The organism is Bradyrhizobium sp. T-12, assembly GCF_058314695.1.
Genome location: NZ_CM177756.1, coordinates 6,396,764 through 6,411,920, shown reverse-complemented (window position 1 = coordinate 6,411,920; position 15,157 = coordinate 6,396,764). Strand labels below are relative to the sequence as shown.

Here is a 15,157-nt window from a genome sequence, read left to right as displayed (position 1 = left end):
TAGCAGCAAAATGCGCCCCCAGGGGCGGCTTTCGGGGGCCTATTAGCCCCAAAAAAGGGGCGGTGAGAAGACCCCCGGGGGCTTGTCAAAATGTCAAGATGAGGTGGGGAAGGCCGCTGGTTTTACAGCGATTGAGCCCAACGTCGCGCCGCGCGCACGACTGCGCTCCCTCCTCCCTTGTGGGCCCCCGCAAGGGAGGAGGGAACGTACCGTCTGCGTGTTGGCAGTGAGCGCGCCAACCAACCGTGCGCTCAGATATTCGCGGCGAGGTCCACGGCTTCGTCGAACAGCACGCCCGTCGTCTTCAGCATCTGCTCGATCTCGTCGGCCGCCTCGGCGACGGTCCGTGTCGAGGTGTCGATCACGAGCTCGGCTGCCCGCGGCGCTTCGTAGTCGTTGCCGATGCCGGTGAACGATGCCAGGGCGCCGGCGCGCGCTTTCTTGTAATGGCCCTTGGGATCGCGCCCCTCGCACACCTCGGCAGGCGTCGCGACGTGGATCTCGCGGAACGCTGTGTCGGCGATGCGGCGCGCGGTGGCGCGGTCCTCGCGGGCCGGCGAGACGGCGGCGACGATGGCGATGTGGCCGTTACGCGCCAGATGCGTCGCGACCTCCGCGAGGCGGCGGATGTTCTCGCTGCGGTCCGCGGCAGAGAAGCCGAGATCGCTGTTGAGGCCGGCGCGCAGCGTGTCGCCGTCGAGCAGGATCGGCGAGCCGCCATTGGTGAAGAGACGCCGCTCCAGTGCCTTGGCGAGCGTCGACTTGCCGGACGCGGGCAGGCCGGTGAGCCAGACCACGGCACCGTTGTGCTGATAGCGCGCGGAGCGTTCGTCAGGACGCAGGGCCGATTCCACCGGCACGATGTCGACGGGCAGGGCGCGCTGGCCGGCATCGACCGACAGCACGAGGCCGCCGCCGGCGATGCGCCCCGCGACCTCGATCACGAGACGTCCGGTGCGCGGGTTCTCGGTGTAGGGATCGGTGGCAATCGGATTCGAGAGAGAAATGTCGATCTCGCCGACATGGTTGCGGCCGATCGCCTTGTTCTCGGTGCTCGACAGCTCGCCCGGATCGACCGCCTTCTCGATCGCAACCACGGTGGCGCGGCTTTCCTTCGGCCCGCAGCGAACCAGCAGCTGGTCGCCCTTGGCGAGCGGCTTGTCGTGCAGCCAGAAGATGCGGGCGCGCAGCCGGCGCGTCTCGCGCGGGGCACTGCCGGCATGCGCGACGATGTCGCCGCGCTCGATGAACAATTCGCGGTCGAGCGTGATGCCGACCGAGCGGCCCGCGCCCTGCCGCCCCGCGACCGGCGTCATCGGCCAGCTCTCGACGGTCTTGATCCTGGCGATCTTGCCGGCGGGCATGATCACGATCTCGTCGCCGGCAATGAGGCTGCCGGACTCGATGCGGCCGGCCACGATGCGGCGGTCGTCGAACTTGTAGATCGCCTGCACCGGCAGCCGCAGCGCCAGCGTTTCCAGCGGCCGCGCCGGCTCGAGGGCGTCGAGCGCCTCGACCACGGTCGGTCCCTTGTACCAGCCGATCCGATCGGTGTGCTCCGCGACGCCGTCGCCGTCACGGGCGGAAATCGGGATCACGGCCGTGGGCTTCACGCCGAGGCCGTTCAGATGTGCCGAGATCTCGTCGCTGATGTCCTTGAAGCGATCGGCGGAGAAGTCGACGCGGTCCATCTTGTTGACGACGATCGCGACCTGCTTCACGCCGAGCAGATGCAAGAGATAGCCGTGCCGCCGTGTCTGGTCGCGCACGCCTTCCAGCGCGTCGATGATCAGCACCGCACCGTCGGCCTGCGAGGCGCCGGTGATCATGTTACGCAAAAATTCGGCGTGACCGGGCGCGTCGATCAGCACGATGTCGCGCGAATTGGTGCGGAAGCGGATCTGCGTGGTGTCGATGGTGATGCCCTGGTCGCGCTCGGTCTGCAGCGCATCGAGCAGGAACGACCATTCGAACGGCATGCCGCGCCGTGCGCTCACGGCCTTGAGCATCTCGAGCTTGCCGTCGGGCAGGCTGCCGGTCTCGTGCAGCAGGCGGCCAACCAGCGTCGACTTGCCGTGGTCGACATGGCCGACGATGACGATGCGCACTTGCGGACGGGTGGTGCCGTTCGGCGTGGCGGGCGAAGTCGGGGTGACGATCATGTTCATATCGCGCTCACGTCCTTGATCAGAGATAGCCGGCGACGCGCAGGCGCTCGAAGGCGTCCTCGGTCTCGTGGTCGAGCGCGCGGCCGGCGCGCTCCGGCACCTTGGTCTGCTCGAGCTCGATCAGGATCTCGTCGATGGTCGACGCCGTCGAATTGACCGGATTGGTGATGTCCTGATCGCCCAGCGAGCGGTAGCGCTTGCCGTTCTGCGACAGATAGAGCGGGATGATCGGGATGTTCTCGCGCTTGGTGTAGGCCCAGATATCGGCCTCGGTCCAATGCAGGATCGGATGGATGCGCAAATGCGCGCCTTGCGGCGGCGAGGCGTTGAAGTGATCCCAGAACTCCGGTGGCTGGTCGCGCACGTCCCAATTGCCTTCGAGCCCGCGCGGCGAGAACACGCGCTCCTTGGCGCGGGTCGCTTCCTCGTCGCGGCGGATGCCGGCGATCAGGCCGTCGAAGCCGTATTTGCCGAGCGCCATCTTGAGACCTTCGGTCTTGCGCGCGGCGGAGCGGGCGGCCGGTGGCAGCGTCGGGTCGACGGCATCGATGGGCGGGCAGGGCTCGACGCGCAGATCGAGATCCCACTCTTTGCCGTAATGATCACGGAAGCGGTACATCTCCGGAAACTTCTTGCCGGTGTCGACATGAAGGGCCGGGAACGGCATCTTGCCGAAGAACGCTTTCCGCGCCAGCCAGATCATGACGTTGGAGTCCTTGCCGAGCGACCACAGCAGGGCGATCTTCTTCAGCCGGGCGAAGGCCTCACGGAAGATGTAGATGCTCTGCGCCTCGAGCTGGTCGAGATGGTCCATGCTCGGCGCAACATCGGCAGAAAATTCTTGTGAGCCCGAGCGTGCGACGGGGACTTTGCTGCTCACTCCGACAGCTGCGGAATCGTCCTTGAGAAGATGCATCTCTGCCACTTTGCGTTTGGAGGCGAAAATTCTATAGTCGCGGCGCAGAAGAGAAGAAAAAATTTCTCTTTGCGAGCTTGAAACGACACATATATAGAAAATAATTCCAGTCAACCCCGGATGTGGGGGAAGCGAGTATCGTATGCGGTTCTTGCCGGTGTTCCTCGATCTCAAGGCCGGTCCGGTGGCTCTCATCGGCGCGGGCGAGCTTTTGCGCGCCAAGCTGCGCGTGCTCGCCGCCGCCGGCGCGCGCATCCACGTGCACGCGATCGACGGCAACAATGATCTCGGCCTCAGCGTGGAAGACGCGGCGCGCGTCGACATCCTGACGGGCGATCCGCTCACCGCCGATCTCGCGGGCGTCATCGCCATCGTCTGCGCCGGCGCAGGCGATGTCGGCGTGGCGATGTCGGCTCGGGCCAAGGCGCTCGGCCTGCCCGTCAACGTCATGGACGATCTCGAGCATTCGAGCTTCATCTTTCCTGCGATCGTCGATCGCGGCGATGTCGTGGTCGCGGTCGGCACCGGCGGTACATCGCCGGTGGTGGCGCGGCGCGTGCGCGAGAAGATCGAGGCGCTGCTTCCGGCGCGCATCGGCGAACTCGCCGAGTTCATTGGCGGCTTCCGCAAATCCATCAACGAGCGCATCGCCGAGTTTCCGCTGCGCCGCCGCTTCTGGGAGCTGGTGATCGACGGTCCGATCGGTGCCGCCGTGCTCGCCGGTCGCAAGAGCGAGGCGGACGTCGCGCTGAAGGCGATTTCCGATCCCTCCGCCTTCGCGCGTGCCGACAAGCCGGAAGGCTCGGTCGCGCTGGTCGGCGCCGGTCCCGGCGACCCTGATCTTCTCACCATCAAGGCGCTGCGCACATTGCAGGACGCCGACATCGTCTTCCATGACGAGTTGGTCTCTGGCGAAATCCTCGACCGTATCCGCCGCGACACCACGCGCGTTGCCGTCGGCAAGCCCGGCACCGGCGAGGATGCCATCAACCAGCGCATGATCGAGGCCGCGCAAGGCGGCCAGCGGGTGGTGCGGCTGAGGGTCGGCGATTCCTTCGTGTTCGGGCGCGGCGGAGAAGACGTGGCAGCCCTGCGCGCCGCCGGCGTCGCTTATTCGATCATTCCCGGCATTACCGCAGGACACGGCGGCGCCGCTGATCTCGAGACACCCAACCCCATCATCTCTGACCTATTGGATGCAGCCGAATGACCTCTCCGCTTGAACAGAAGAAGATCAAGATCGCCGGCCCCTCGATCGTGACCGCCAACCGGACCTGGGACGGCATCGTGGTTTACCGCACCGCCGCCAAGAGCTGGTCCGCGGACCTGTCGGAAGCTGCGATCGTGCGCAACTCCGACGAGGCCAAGGCGTTGCTTGCGGAGTCCGTTGCCGATGACGTCGGCGCGATCGGACCCTATATCGCTCCCGTGGAGGTCGGCGCGGACGGCAAGATCGAACCCGGCAATCTGCGCGAACAGATCCGCCGCACCGGTGTGACCATCGGACAGTCGGCCCAGGCTTAAGGCATCTTCTTATGTATGCTTACGATGAAATCGACCGCACGCTCGTCAACGAGCGCGTCTCGGAGTTCCGCGACCAGGTGAAGCGACGCCTCTCCGGCGAGCTCACCGAGGACGAGTTCAAGATCCTGCGCCTGCAGAACGGCGTCTATCTGCAGCTGCACGCCTACATGTTCCGTGTCGCGATCCCCTATGGCACGCTGGCGACGAACCAGCTGCGGGCGCTCGCCCATGTCGCGCGGAAATACGACCGCGGCTACGGCCATTTCACCACGCGGCAGAACATCCAGTTCAACTGGATCAAGCTCGCCGAGCTTCCGGACGCGCTGGAAGATCTTTCGAAGGTCGGCATCCATGCGATGCAGACCTCCGGCAACAACATGCGCAACGTCACCTCGGACCAGTGGGCCGGCGTCGCGCCGGGCGAGATCGAGGATCCGCGCATCTGGTCGGAACTGATCCGCCAGCACACCACGCTGCATCCGGAATTCTCGTTCCTGCCGCGCAAGTTCAAGATCGCGATCACCGCCTCGGACCACGACCGCGCGGCGATCAAGATCCACGACATCGGTCTCCGCCTGATCAAGAACGAGAAGGGCGAGACCGGCTTCGAGGTGCTGGTCGGCGGCGGCCTCGGCCGCACGCCGTTCATCGCCAAGACCATCAAGCATTTCGTGCATGGCCGCGATATCCTGAGCTACATCGAGGCGATCCTGCGCGTCTACAACCAGTACGGCCGCCGCGACAATATCTACAAGGCGCGCATCAAGATCCTGGTGCACGAGCTCGGCATCGAGAAATTCTCCCGCGAGGTCGAGGAGGAGTGGCAGCATATCCGCAACTCCTCGCTCCAGATCGACGACGAGGTGATCGAGGACATCCGCTCGCGGTTCACCTACCCCGCTTACGAGAAGCTGCCGCACATGCCGGACGAGCTGCGTCAGGCCGCGGCTGATCCCGATTTCGAGGCGTGGCGCAAGAACTCGGTGGCCCCGCACAAGGTGCAGGGCTATTCCATCGTCACGATCTCGCTGAAGCCGATCGGCGCGCCTCCGGGCGATGCCACCGCCGAGCAGATGGACGCGCTGGCCGATCTCGCCGACAAATATTCATTCGGCGAGATCCGCGTCGGCCACGAGCAGAACCTCGCGCTGCCGCATGTCGCCAAGCGCGACCTGCCGGCGCTGTGGAAGGCGCTCGACAAGCTCGGGCTCGCAACCCCGAACGTCAATCTGATCTCCGACATCATCGCCTGCCCGGGTCTCGATTATTGCTCGCTGGCGAATGCGCGCTCGATCCCGATCGCGCAGGAATTGACACGTCGCTTCGCCAATCACGAGCTCGCCAATCTGATCGGCCGGCTCCACATCAACATCTCCGGCTGCATCAACGCCTGCGGCCATCACCATGTCGGCCATATCGGCATTCTCGGCGTCGAGAAGAACGGCGAGGAAGTCTACCAGATCACCATCGGCGGCCGTGCCGACGAGAACGCCGCGCTCGGCACCCTGATCGGGCCGGGCGTCAAGTTCGACGAGGTCGCCGACGTCATCGAGGACGTCGTGGAAGCCTATCTGGCGCTACGCGAGCGGCCCGAAGAGCTGTTCATGGACACCGTGAAGCGCCTCGGCGTCGAACCCTTCAAGGAGCGCGTCTATGCCACTCGTTAACGGCGGAAAGATCACGGACGACAGCTTCGTCAAGCTCGCCGTCGACACGCCGCCGCCCGAGGGCGGCGACATCCTGGTTCCGGCCGAACGCTTCCTGGGCGAGGCCGACACGTTGCTCAATCGTTCGGGCAAGGTCGGCGTGATCTGGCCCAACAACCGCGATATCAGCGAGCTGGTGCCCTATCTCGGCAAGATCGCCGTCGTCGCGCTGGTGTTCCCCACCTTCCGCGACGGCCGTGCCTACAGCCAGGCCCGCCTGTTGCGCGAGCGTTACAATTATCGCGGCGATTTGCGCGCCACCGGTCAGGTGCTGCGCGACCAGTTCGTGTTCATGCTGCGCGCCGGCTTCGATTCGTTCGAGGTCAAGAAGCAGGCCGACGCGGAAGCCTTCATGCAGACCGCAAAGCGCTATTCGGTGTTCTATCAGCCGACCGGCGACGGCCGCATCACGGCTTTGCACCGGCGCATGCAGCTGCGTCATTCCGAGGGTGTCGGCACGTGAACGTCGTTGCGTCCCAGCTCACTCCGGTCTCTGTCTCTACGCTCCCTTCGGCGGAGGAGCTCGATCGGAGCTTGCGCACCGCCTCGCCCGCGGAAGTCATCGCTGCCGCGCTGAAGACGGTCGGGCGCGAGAAGCTGGCACTGGTGTCGTCCTTTGGCACGGAATCGGCGACGCTGCTGAAGGTCGCGGCGGATGTCGACCCGGCGATCCCCGTGATCTTCCTCGATACCGGCTGGTTGTTCGAGGAGACGCTCGCCTATCGCGACACGCTGATCGCGTCGCTCGGGCTGAAGGATGTCCGCTCGATCAAGCCGGCCGAGGAGACCCTGTCGCGCGAGGATCCCGACCGCGACCTCTGGTTCTCCGATCCCGACGCCTGCTGCCGCATCCGCAAGGTGGAGCCGCTGGCGCGCGCGTTGAAGCCCTTTGATGCCTGGCTCAACGGCCGCAAGCGCTTCCAGGGCAATGCGCGCACCGACATTCCCGTCGTCGAGGACGACGGTGTGCGGTTGAAGTTCAATCCCTTCGCCAACGTTTCGCGCGAGGAACTCGAGGCGATCTTCGTCCGCGCCAAATTGCCGCGTCACCCCCTGGTCGCGTCCGGTTTCCGGTCGGTTGGGTGTATGCCTTGCACGAGCAGAACGGCCGAGGACGAGGATGAACGCGCAGGTCGTTGGCGCGGCCGAGCCAAGACAGAATGCGGCATCCACACGATGAAGACTTCGTAGCACAGCCGCGTCGCCACGCTGCGAACAAGAAAATCCGGTTTCGTTGACTTAGGCGCGTTTCGCCGCGAGTTTCGCCTGCATGTCTTCGCTGACACCGACGTCAGTGAAGTGAATGGAGATGGACATGATGCGCCGTATCGTTCCGCTCGCTGCAGGCCTGGTCTTGACGGGTTTCTTGGCAAGCTCGGCTCTCGCCGCTGACATCAACCTGCTGAACGTGTCGTACGATCCGACGCGAGAGCTCTATGCCGAGTTCAACAAGGCATTTGCGAATGCCTATCAGAAGGAGACTGGCAAGAGCGTCGAGATCAAGCAGTCGCATGGCGGCAGCGGTTCGCAGGCGCGCGCGGTGATCGACGGCTTGCAGGCCGATGTCGTGACGCTCGCGCTGGCCTATGACATCGATGCCATCGCCGCCAAGGGCCTCACCACAGCCGATTGGCAGAAGCGGCTGCCGCAAAATTCATCACCCTACACCTCGACGATCGTATTCCTCGTCCGCAAGGGCAATCCCAAGGCCGTCAAGGACTGGGACGACCTGATCAAGCCGGGTGTTGCCGTGATTACGCCGAACCCCAAGACCTCGGGCGGCGCGCGCTGGAATTATCTGGCGGCCTGGGGTTTTGCGCAGAAGAAGCTCGGCTCGGCCGACAAGGCCAAGGATTTCATCGGAAAGCTCTATCAGCAGGTGCCGGTGCTCGATACCGGTGCGCGCGGCGCCACCGTGACCTTCGTCGAGCGCGGCGTCGGCGACGTGCTGCTGGCCTGGGAGAACGAGGCGTTTCTCGCGCTCAAGGAGTTCGGCCGGGAAAAATTCGAGATCGTGGCGCCGCCGCGATCCATCCTCGCCGAGCCGCCGGTCGCGATCGTCGACAAAGTCGCCGATAAGAAAGGCACTCGCAACGCCGCCGACGCCTATCTCCAGTACTGGTACACCAAGGAGGGGCAGGAGATCGCCGCGCGCAACTTCTACCGTCCGCGCGATGCCGAGATCGCCAAGAAATATGAAAACGCTTTCGCCAAGGTCGAACTGTTTACGATCGACGAAGTTTCCGGTGGTTGGACCAAGGCACAGAAGGAACATTTCGCCGACGGCGGAATCTTCGACCAGATCTACAAGAACTGATCGGGCGCTGTCGCAGCGGTAACAGGTGGCCTGGTGAGCGCAATCGCAGCACGACGCCGGACATTGCCGGGCTTCGGTCTCACGATGGGACTGACGCTGTCCTGGTTGTCCGTCATTATTCTCATTCCGCTCGCCGGGCTGTTCCTGAAATCGCTCGAGCTCAGTCCCGAACAGTTCTGGAATATCCTCTCCAGCCGCCGCACCCTGAATGCCTTGCGCGTCTCCTTCGGCCTCGCCTTCGCGGCGGCCTGCGTCAATCTCGTCATGGGCAGCATCATCGTCTGGGCGCTGGTGCGCTACCGCTTTCCCGGCCGCCGGCTGTTCGATGCCATCGTCGATGTGCCCTTCGCGCTGCCGACAGCGGTCGCGGGCGTCGCTTTGACCGCGCTGTTCGCCGAGAAGGGCTGGCTGGGCGCGCCGCTTGCGGCGCTCGGCATCAAGGTGGCGTTCACGCCGGTCGGCATCTTCGTCGCCATGATCTTCATCGGCATCCCCTTCGTGGTGCGCACGGTGCAGCCGGTGCTGCAGGATCTCGATCCCGAGATCGAGGAGGCCGCGGGCAGTCTGGGCGCCAGCCGCTGGCAGACCATCATCCGCGTGATCCTGCCCTCGCTGGCCCCGGCGCTGCTCACCGGGCTCGCGCTCGCCTTCGCCCGCGCGGTCGGCGAATACGGCTCGGTGATCTTCATCGCCGGCAATCTGCCCAACGTCTCCGAGATCGCGCCGCTCTTGATCGTGATCCGGCTCTCCGAATTCCGCTACGCCGACGCGACCGCCATTGCGGTGGTCATGCTCGTCGTGTCCTTTGTCATCATCTTCGCCGTCAACCGGCTCCAGCGCTGGGCGCAGAGCCGGATTCCGGAACGGTGAGGGCGGACCATGACGATGCAGATCGCAGAGTCCGTTTCGCCTTCGGCTCCCGATGCCAAGGTGCGTGCCAAGGCTCGTGCAAAGGCGCGCGCGCATGCGGCGGCCGCGCGCGACAGCCTGCGCACCGAGCCGCGCGCGGTGCGCATCGTCATCATCGCGCTGGCGATGATCTTTCTGTCGGTCTTCGTGGTGCTGCCGCTGGTGGTCGTGTTCGCGCAGGCCTTCTCCAAGGGGATCCTTGCCTATTTCGCCGCGCTCGCCGAACCGGAGGCGCTGGCTGCCATCAAGCTGACGTTGATCGTCGCGGCGATTTCCGTCGGCCTCAACCTCGTGTTCGGCCTTGTCGCGGCCTGGGCGATCGCCAAATTCGACTTTCCCGGCAAGACCTTCCTGATCACGCTGATCGACCTGCCGTTCTCGGTGAGCCCGGTGATCTCAGGCCTCGTTTTCGTGCTGCTGTTCGGCGCGCAAGGCTATTTCGGTAGCTGGTTGAGGGATCACGACATCCAGATCCTGTTCGCGGTGCCGGGCATCGCGCTCGCCACCACCTTCGTGACCTTCCCGTTCGTGGCGCGTGCACTGATCCCCCTGATGCAGGAGCAGGGCACGCAGGAGGAGGAGGCCGCGGTCTCGCTCGGCGCCTCGGGCCTGCAAACCTTCTTCCGCGTCACGCTGCCCAACATCAAATGGGGCGTGCTTTACGGGGTGCTGCTCTGCAACGCGCGCGCGATGGGCGAATTCGGCGCGGTCTCCGTCGTCTCCGGCCATATCCGCGGCGAGACCAACACGATGCCGCTCTTGGTCGAGATTCTCTACAACGAGTACCAGTTTGTCGCCGCTTTCGCGATTGCCTCGCTGCTGGCGATGCTGGCGCTGATCACGCTGATCGCGAAGACCGTTCTGGAACGTCATCTGGACGAGGGACACGACGCCAATGACCATTGAAGTCAGAAATCTCGTCAAGACGTTCGGCAGCTTCAAGGCCCTCGACGGCGTCGACCTCAAGGTCAATGACGGCGAATTGCTTGCGCTGCTCGGCCCCTCCGGCTCCGGCAAGACCACGCTGCTGCGGATCATCGCAGGCCTCGACTGGCCCGATGCCGGCGAGGTCTCCTTCAACGGCGAGGATGCCCTGGCGCAGGGCGCGCGCGAGCGGCATGTCGGCTTCGTGTTCCAGCATTACGCGCTGTTCCGCCACATGACGGTGTTCGAGAACGTCGCCTTCGGCCTGCGCGTGCAGCCGCGCGCGGTCCGCAAGGACGAAGCGACCATTCGCGCCCGCGTCAAGGAATTGCTCGATCTCGTCCAGCTCGATTGGTTGTCCGATCGCTATCCGAGCCAGCTCTCCGGCGGCCAGCGCCAGCGCATCGCGCTCGCCCGGGCGCTTGCGATCGAGCCGCGCATCCTGCTGCTCGACGAGCCGTTCGGTGCGCTCGATGCCAAGGTGCGCAAGGAACTGCGCCGCTGGTTGCGCTCGCTGCACCACGAGATCAACGTCACTTCGATCTTCGTCACCCACGACCAGGAGGAAGCGCTGGAAGTCGCCAACCGCGTCGTGGTGATGGACAAGGGCAGGATGGAGCAGATCGGCTCGCCGGATGACGTTTATGAAAGCCCGGCCAGCGCGTTCGTTCACGGTTTCATCGGCGAATCCATCGAGCTGCCGGTCCAGGTCGAAGGCGGCGTCGTCAGGCTCGGCGACCGGCCGCTCGCGCTGGTGGCGGATGGGCTTGCGCCTGGCGCGTCAAAACTGTTCGTGCGGCGACATGACATGCTGGTCGGCCCGCCCGGCAGCGGCGCCTTCGAGGGCGCCGTGCAGCACGTCCGTAATTTCGGTCCCGTGCAGCGGGCCGAAGTCGCACTATCCGGCGGCGAGACCATCGAGATCGACGCCCCCCGCGACAAGGAACTGCGCGCCGGTGATATGATCGGCCTCGAACCCCGCCGCTACCGGATCTTTGCGGGCGCTTGAGCGGGGGCCGACAGGTCGAATTTTCCTCAAAATTCACCTTTCAGCCACGGTTGGTATGCAACAACGGCCCTTCATTGGGGGCCCCGATTCATGCGCGCTGCGGCCGCGATACTCATTTCTTTGCTGCTCGCCGGCTGTGCCGGCAACGAAGCACCGGTCCAGCAGCCGTCCATGTATGCAGACATGGCGGTCCCGGGCTCCAAGCTCGATGCGCAGGCCGCCGCGATCATGATCTCGCAATACCGCCAGAACAACGCTCTCGGCACCGTCGTGATCGACCCCGATCTGATGCGGCTCGCCGAATCCCAGTCCAATGCGATGGCCGCGGCCAACAAGATGGACCATGACGTCCGTGCGCCCCTGGCCAAGCGCCTCGCCGCCGGCGGCTATCCCGCGACCGTGGCCGTCGAGAACATCTCGGCCGGCTATCATACGCTGGCGGAAGCGTTTTCCGGCTGGCGCGACTCGCCTCCGCACCGCGCCAACATGCTCAAGGGCGGTGTCACAAAATTGGGCATCGCGGCGAGTTATGCTCCCGGCACCAAATACAAAGTGTTTTGGACCATGATCCTGGCCTCGACGGAGCCCCGATAAGCCAGACTTGATCCGGCATGCATTGACGCCGCCGCGGAGTGTCGCCACGGTGGCGCGCCATTGCTATTGTTCCCCGATGACAGATCGTAGCCCGGAATCCGCCAGCATCCCCGCGAATGCGCAACGCGTCCTGGTCCTGCAGGGCGGCGGTGCGCTCGGCTCCTACCAGGCCGGCGCCTATCAGGCGCTGTGCGGCGCAGGCTTCGAGCCGGAATGGGTCGCCGGCATCTCGATCGGCGCGGTCAACGCCGCGATCATCGCCGGCAATGAAGGGCAAACCCGCGTCAAGCGGCTCAAGGAATTCTGGGAGATGGTCTCCGCGCCGGTGCCGTGGAAGCCGATCGGCAAGAGCGATCACAGCCGCGAATTGTTCAACTCGACCAGTGCCGCGCTGATCGCCACCTTCGGCGTGCCCGGCTTCTTCGTCCCGCGCGTCCCGCCGGCGCCGCTCTGGCCGCCCGGCAGCCCGCAGGCGGAGAGCTATTACGACACCGCACCGCTGAAGAAGACGCTGGAGCGTCTCGTCGATTTCGACCGCATCAACGACCTGAAGACCCGCCTGTCGGTCGGTGCGGTCGGCGTCACCTCCGGCAATTTCAAATATTTCGACAATTACGAGTTCAAGAAGCTCGGCAAGAAGATCGGCCCCGAGCACATCATGGCCTCCGGCGCGCTGCCGCCCGGCTTTCCCTCCGTGATCATCGACGGCGAGCATTATTGGGACGGCGGCATCGCCTCCAACACTCCGCTCGACTATGTGCTCGATGCCGAGGTCGACCGCGACATGCTGATCTTCCAGGTCGACCTGTTTTCCGCGCGGGGCGATCTGCCGACCTCGCTGCTGGAGGCCGCCGAGCGCGAGAAGGACATCCGCTATTCCAGCCGCACGCGGATGAACACCGACAAGAACAAGCAGTTGCACAACGCCCGCAGGGCGATGCGCGACCTGATCGGCAAATTGCCGGATTATCTGAAGAACGACCCTTCCGTCGAATTCCTGGCGAAAGTGTCGCGCGAAAGCACCGTCACCGTGGTGCATCTGATCTACCGCAGCAAGAACTATGAATCCTCGTCCAAGGATTACGATTTCTCGCATGTCGCGATGGTCGAGCATTGGGAGGCCGGCGTGAACGACGTGCACCTGTCGATGCGCCACAAGGATTGGCTCGAGCGGCCACAGTCCGGCGAGACCATGGTGACTTACGATCTCACGGGGGACGTCTCTGCGCCCCCGGCAAAAAGGAGCGAATAGAATGGGTAGTCTGTCAGGCAAGAACGCCGTCGTGACCGGGTCGACCAGCGGCATCGGGCTCGCCTATGCGCGTGCGTTCGCCGGCGCCGGTGCCAACGTCGTCATCAACGGCTTCGGTGCGCCGGAGGACATCGAGAAGGAACGTGCCAAGATCGAGTCCGAGTTCAAGGTGAAGGCGATCTATTCGCCGGCCGACATGAGCAAGCCCGCCGAGATCGCCGGGATGATCGCGCTCGGCGAGACGACGTTCGGCTCGGTCGACATCCTCGTCAACAATGCCGGCATCCAGTTCGTCTCGCCGGTCGAGGAGTTTCCGATCGAGAAGTGGGACCAGATCATCGCGATCAATCTGTCCTCCGCCTTCCACGGCATCCGCGCCGCGGTGCCCGGCATGAAGAAGAAAGGCTGGGGCCGCATCATCAACACGGCGTCCGCGCACTCGCTGGTTGCCTCGCCCTTCAAGTCGGCCTATGTCTCGGCCAAGCACGGCATCGCCGGCCTCACCAAGACCGTGGCGCTCGAGGTCGCGACCCACAAGATCACCTGCAACTGCATCAGCCCCGGCTATGTCTGGACGCCGCTGGTCGAGAAGCAGATCCCCGACACGATGAAGGCGCGCAGCCTGACGCGGGAGCAGGTCATCAACGACGTGCTGCTCGCCGCGCAGCCGACCAAGGAGTTCGTCACCTCCGAGCAGGTCGCAGCGCTGGCGCTGTTCCTGTGCAGCGACGATGCCGCCCAGATCACCGGCACCAACCTCTCGATCGACGGCGGCTGGACCGCAGCGTAAGGCTACGGTGCCGTAGGTGAGCGGTGGGCAAAGGCGCACTTGCGCCATGCCCACCACCTGTCCGCGATCGAGAAAAATGGTGGGCACGCTTCGCTTTGCCCACCCGCCGATTCCGTCGTCCGGTCGCTGCCTAGTGCCCCCAGGCCAGCGCGGTGACGAAGGCCGACGACAGGTGGAGCTCCGCAAACATGATCTTGCCGGCGACGAGGAACAGCACGCTGGCAAGCGTCAGGCGCAACACTGTCTCGGGCACACGCGTCGCGCTGTAGCTGCCGACGATGATGCCGGGCAGCGAGCCCATCAGCAAGACGCCCATCAGCGCCCAATCCACGTCGCCGAGCGCCCAGTGCCCGATACCGGCGACCAGCGTCAGCGGCACCGCATGGGCGATATCGGAGCCGACGATGGTCACCATCGGCAGGCGCGGATAGAGCAGCAGCAGCACGGTGACGCCGACCGCGCCCGCGCCGACCGACGAGATCGAGACCAGCACGCCGAGCACGACGCCGGTCACGACGGTCGCAATCGCGGTGGTGCGATCGTCGACGCCCTCCAGCCGGCTGCGATAGCGCTCCATGATCGACTTGCGGAAGATCAGCGACGTCGCAGTCAGCAGCAGCGCAAAGCACAGCACCAGATTGATCAGGCTGCGCTCGGCATCGCTCCTGAGGTCGAGCTTCCACAGCACGAGCAGCGTCAGCGCGCTCGCTGGAAGGCTGCCGCAGGCGAGCCGCAGCACCGCCGGCCAGTGCACGCTGCGCGACCAGCCATGCACCACGCTGCCGCCGGTCTTGGTCGCGGCGGCATAGAGCAGGTCGGTCCCGACCGCTGTGGAGGGATGAACGCCGAACAGCAGGATCAAGAGCGGCGTCATCAGCGAGCCGCCGCCCACGCCGGTCATTCCGACAAGCAGGCCGACGCCGAATCCAGAGGCGACGTACAGTGGATCGAACATATCAGGGGAATCTTAGGTTGATCTCGTCGGTTAGGCAATACGACGTAGAATAAAGTTCCCCCAACGCGCAACCGCTTGGACAGAATAAGAAAA

General features: G+C 64.8%; 14 protein-coding genes and 1 pseudogene. 12 read left to right on the top strand and 3 right to left on the bottom strand.

Going from position 1 to position 15,157, the window contains the following annotated elements; genetic code table 11:
• Positions 1–251: 251 nt before the first annotated feature.
• Both cysC and cysD read right to left on the bottom strand, forming a co-directional pair.
• Positions 252–2,168 (bottom strand): adenylyl-sulfate kinase, encoded by a 1,917-nt coding sequence (gene cysC / locus AC0WRY_RS30580; RefSeq protein ID WP_194404441.1) that lies wholly within the window; start codon positions 2,166–2,168, stop codon positions 252–254.
• 19 nt (positions 2,169–2,187) lie between these two features.
• Positions 2,188–2,982: a sulfate adenylyltransferase subunit CysD gene (cysD, locus tag AC0WRY_RS30575; protein WP_211415885.1), complete on the bottom strand. Its 795-nt coding sequence runs from the start codon at positions 2,980–2,982 to the stop codon at positions 2,188–2,190.
• A 244-nt stretch (positions 2,983–3,226) separates the two neighbouring features.
• Here cysD and AC0WRY_RS30570 point away from each other — a divergent pair.
• The 12 genes and pseudogenes from AC0WRY_RS30570 to AC0WRY_RS30515 form a co-directional block, all read left to right on the top strand.
• Positions 3,227–4,255, top strand: a pseudogene (locus tag AC0WRY_RS30570) (SAM-dependent methyltransferase); the annotation flags it as partial.
• Between the two features lie 35 nt (positions 4,256–4,290).
• Positions 4,291–4,608 (top strand): DUF2849 domain-containing protein, encoded by a 318-nt coding sequence (locus tag AC0WRY_RS30565; RefSeq protein ID WP_491122223.1) that lies wholly within the window; start codon positions 4,291–4,293, stop codon positions 4,606–4,608.
• A gap of 11 nt (positions 4,609–4,619) precedes the next feature.
• Entirely contained in the window at positions 4,620–6,275 is a 1,656-nt protein-coding gene (locus AC0WRY_RS30560) for a nitrite/sulfite reductase (RefSeq protein ID WP_194404439.1), read from the top strand.
• A complete protein-coding gene (locus tag AC0WRY_RS30555) occupies positions 6,262–6,777 on the top strand; it encodes a DUF934 domain-containing protein (protein WP_491122222.1) in 516 nt (171 codons plus the stop codon). The genes AC0WRY_RS30560 and AC0WRY_RS30555 overlap by 14 nt, the downstream gene beginning before the upstream one ends.
• Complete coding sequence (locus tag AC0WRY_RS30550) at positions 6,774–7,505, top strand: phosphoadenylyl-sulfate reductase (RefSeq protein ID WP_194404437.1); 732 nt, start codon at positions 6,774–6,776, stop codon at positions 7,503–7,505. The genes AC0WRY_RS30555 and AC0WRY_RS30550 overlap by 4 nt, the downstream gene beginning before the upstream one ends.
• A 124-nt stretch (positions 7,506–7,629) precedes the next feature.
• Entirely contained in the window at positions 7,630–8,631 is a 1,002-nt protein-coding gene (locus AC0WRY_RS30545) for a sulfate ABC transporter substrate-binding protein (protein ID WP_491122221.1), read from the top strand.
• 84 nt (positions 8,632–8,715) lie between these two features.
• Positions 8,716–9,501, top strand: coding sequence for a sulfate ABC transporter permease subunit CysT (cysT, locus tag AC0WRY_RS30540; protein WP_246776525.1), 786 nt, complete (start codon positions 8,716–8,718; stop codon positions 9,499–9,501).
• Between the two features lie 9 nt (positions 9,502–9,510).
• Entirely contained in the window at positions 9,511–10,446 is a 936-nt protein-coding gene (cysW, locus tag AC0WRY_RS30535) for a sulfate ABC transporter permease subunit CysW (RefSeq protein ID WP_259217650.1), read from the top strand.
• The gene (locus tag AC0WRY_RS30530; protein WP_491122220.1) at positions 10,436–11,473 is read left to right on the top strand and encodes a sulfate/molybdate ABC transporter ATP-binding protein; all 1,038 of its coding nucleotides are present in this window, start codon (positions 10,436–10,438) and stop codon (positions 11,471–11,473) included. Before cysW ends, AC0WRY_RS30530 begins: the two co-directional genes overlap by 11 nt.
• Positions 11,474–11,563: 90 nt before the next feature.
• On the top strand, positions 11,564–12,067 hold the full coding sequence (locus AC0WRY_RS30525) for a CAP domain-containing protein (protein WP_194404432.1): 504 nt from the start codon (positions 11,564–11,566) through the stop codon (positions 12,065–12,067).
• A gap of 76 nt (positions 12,068–12,143) precedes the next feature.
• Entirely contained in the window at positions 12,144–13,319 is a 1,176-nt protein-coding gene (locus AC0WRY_RS30520) for a DUF3734 domain-containing protein (RefSeq protein ID WP_194404431.1), read from the top strand.
• A 1-nt stretch (position 13,320) separates the two neighbouring features.
• Entirely contained in the window at positions 13,321–14,109 is a 789-nt protein-coding gene (locus AC0WRY_RS30515; RefSeq protein WP_211415892.1) for a 3-hydroxybutyrate dehydrogenase, read from the top strand.
• A gap of 130 nt (positions 14,110–14,239) precedes the next feature.
• On the opposite strand, the gene AC0WRY_RS30510 is transcribed toward AC0WRY_RS30515, so the two are convergent.
• Positions 14,240–15,064 carry a sulfite exporter TauE/SafE family protein gene (locus AC0WRY_RS30510; RefSeq protein WP_194404429.1) on the bottom strand — a complete coding sequence of 275 codons (825 nt, stop codon included), beginning with the start codon at positions 15,062–15,064 and terminating at the stop codon, positions 14,240–14,242.
• Positions 15,065–15,157 lie beyond the last annotated feature (93 nt).

Bases quoted from the DNA above. Each gene is read 5' to 3' on its own strand.
- AC0WRY_RS30560 (WP_194404439.1), top strand. From the start codon at position 4,620: ATGTATGCTTACGATGAAATCGACCGCACGCTCGTCAACGAGCGCGTC.
- AC0WRY_RS30555 (WP_491122222.1), top strand. From the start codon at position 6,262: ATGCCACTCGTTAACGGCGGAAAGATCACGGACGACAGCTTCGTCAAG.
- AC0WRY_RS30530 (WP_491122220.1), top strand. From the start codon at position 10,436: ATGACCATTGAAGTCAGAAATCTCGTCAAGACGTTCGGCAGCTTCAAG.
- AC0WRY_RS30545 (WP_491122221.1), top strand. From the start codon at position 7,630: ATGATGCGCCGTATCGTTCCGCTCGCTGCAGGCCTGGTCTTGACGGGT.
- AC0WRY_RS30510 (WP_194404429.1), bottom strand. From the start codon at position 15,064: ATGTTCGATCCACTGTACGTCGCCTCTGGATTCGGCGTCGGCCTGCTT.
- AC0WRY_RS30565 (WP_491122223.1), top strand. From the start codon at position 4,291: ATGACCTCTCCGCTTGAACAGAAGAAGATCAAGATCGCCGGCCCCTCG.
- AC0WRY_RS30515 (WP_211415892.1), top strand. From the start codon at position 13,321: ATGGGTAGTCTGTCAGGCAAGAACGCCGTCGTGACCGGGTCGACCAGC.
- cysD (WP_211415885.1), bottom strand. From the start codon at position 2,982: ATGGACCATCTCGACCAGCTCGAGGCGCAGAGCATCTACATCTTCCGT.
- AC0WRY_RS30525 (WP_194404432.1), top strand. From the start codon at position 11,564: ATGCGCGCTGCGGCCGCGATACTCATTTCTTTGCTGCTCGCCGGCTGT.
- cysC (WP_194404441.1), bottom strand. From the start codon at position 2,168: ATGAACATGATCGTCACCCCGACTTCGCCCGCCACGCCGAACGGCACC.
- cysT (WP_246776525.1), top strand. From the start codon at position 8,716: ATGGGACTGACGCTGTCCTGGTTGTCCGTCATTATTCTCATTCCGCTC.
- AC0WRY_RS30520 (WP_194404431.1), top strand. From the start codon at position 12,144: ATGACAGATCGTAGCCCGGAATCCGCCAGCATCCCCGCGAATGCGCAA.
- cysW (WP_259217650.1), top strand. From the start codon at position 9,511: ATGACGATGCAGATCGCAGAGTCCGTTTCGCCTTCGGCTCCCGATGCC.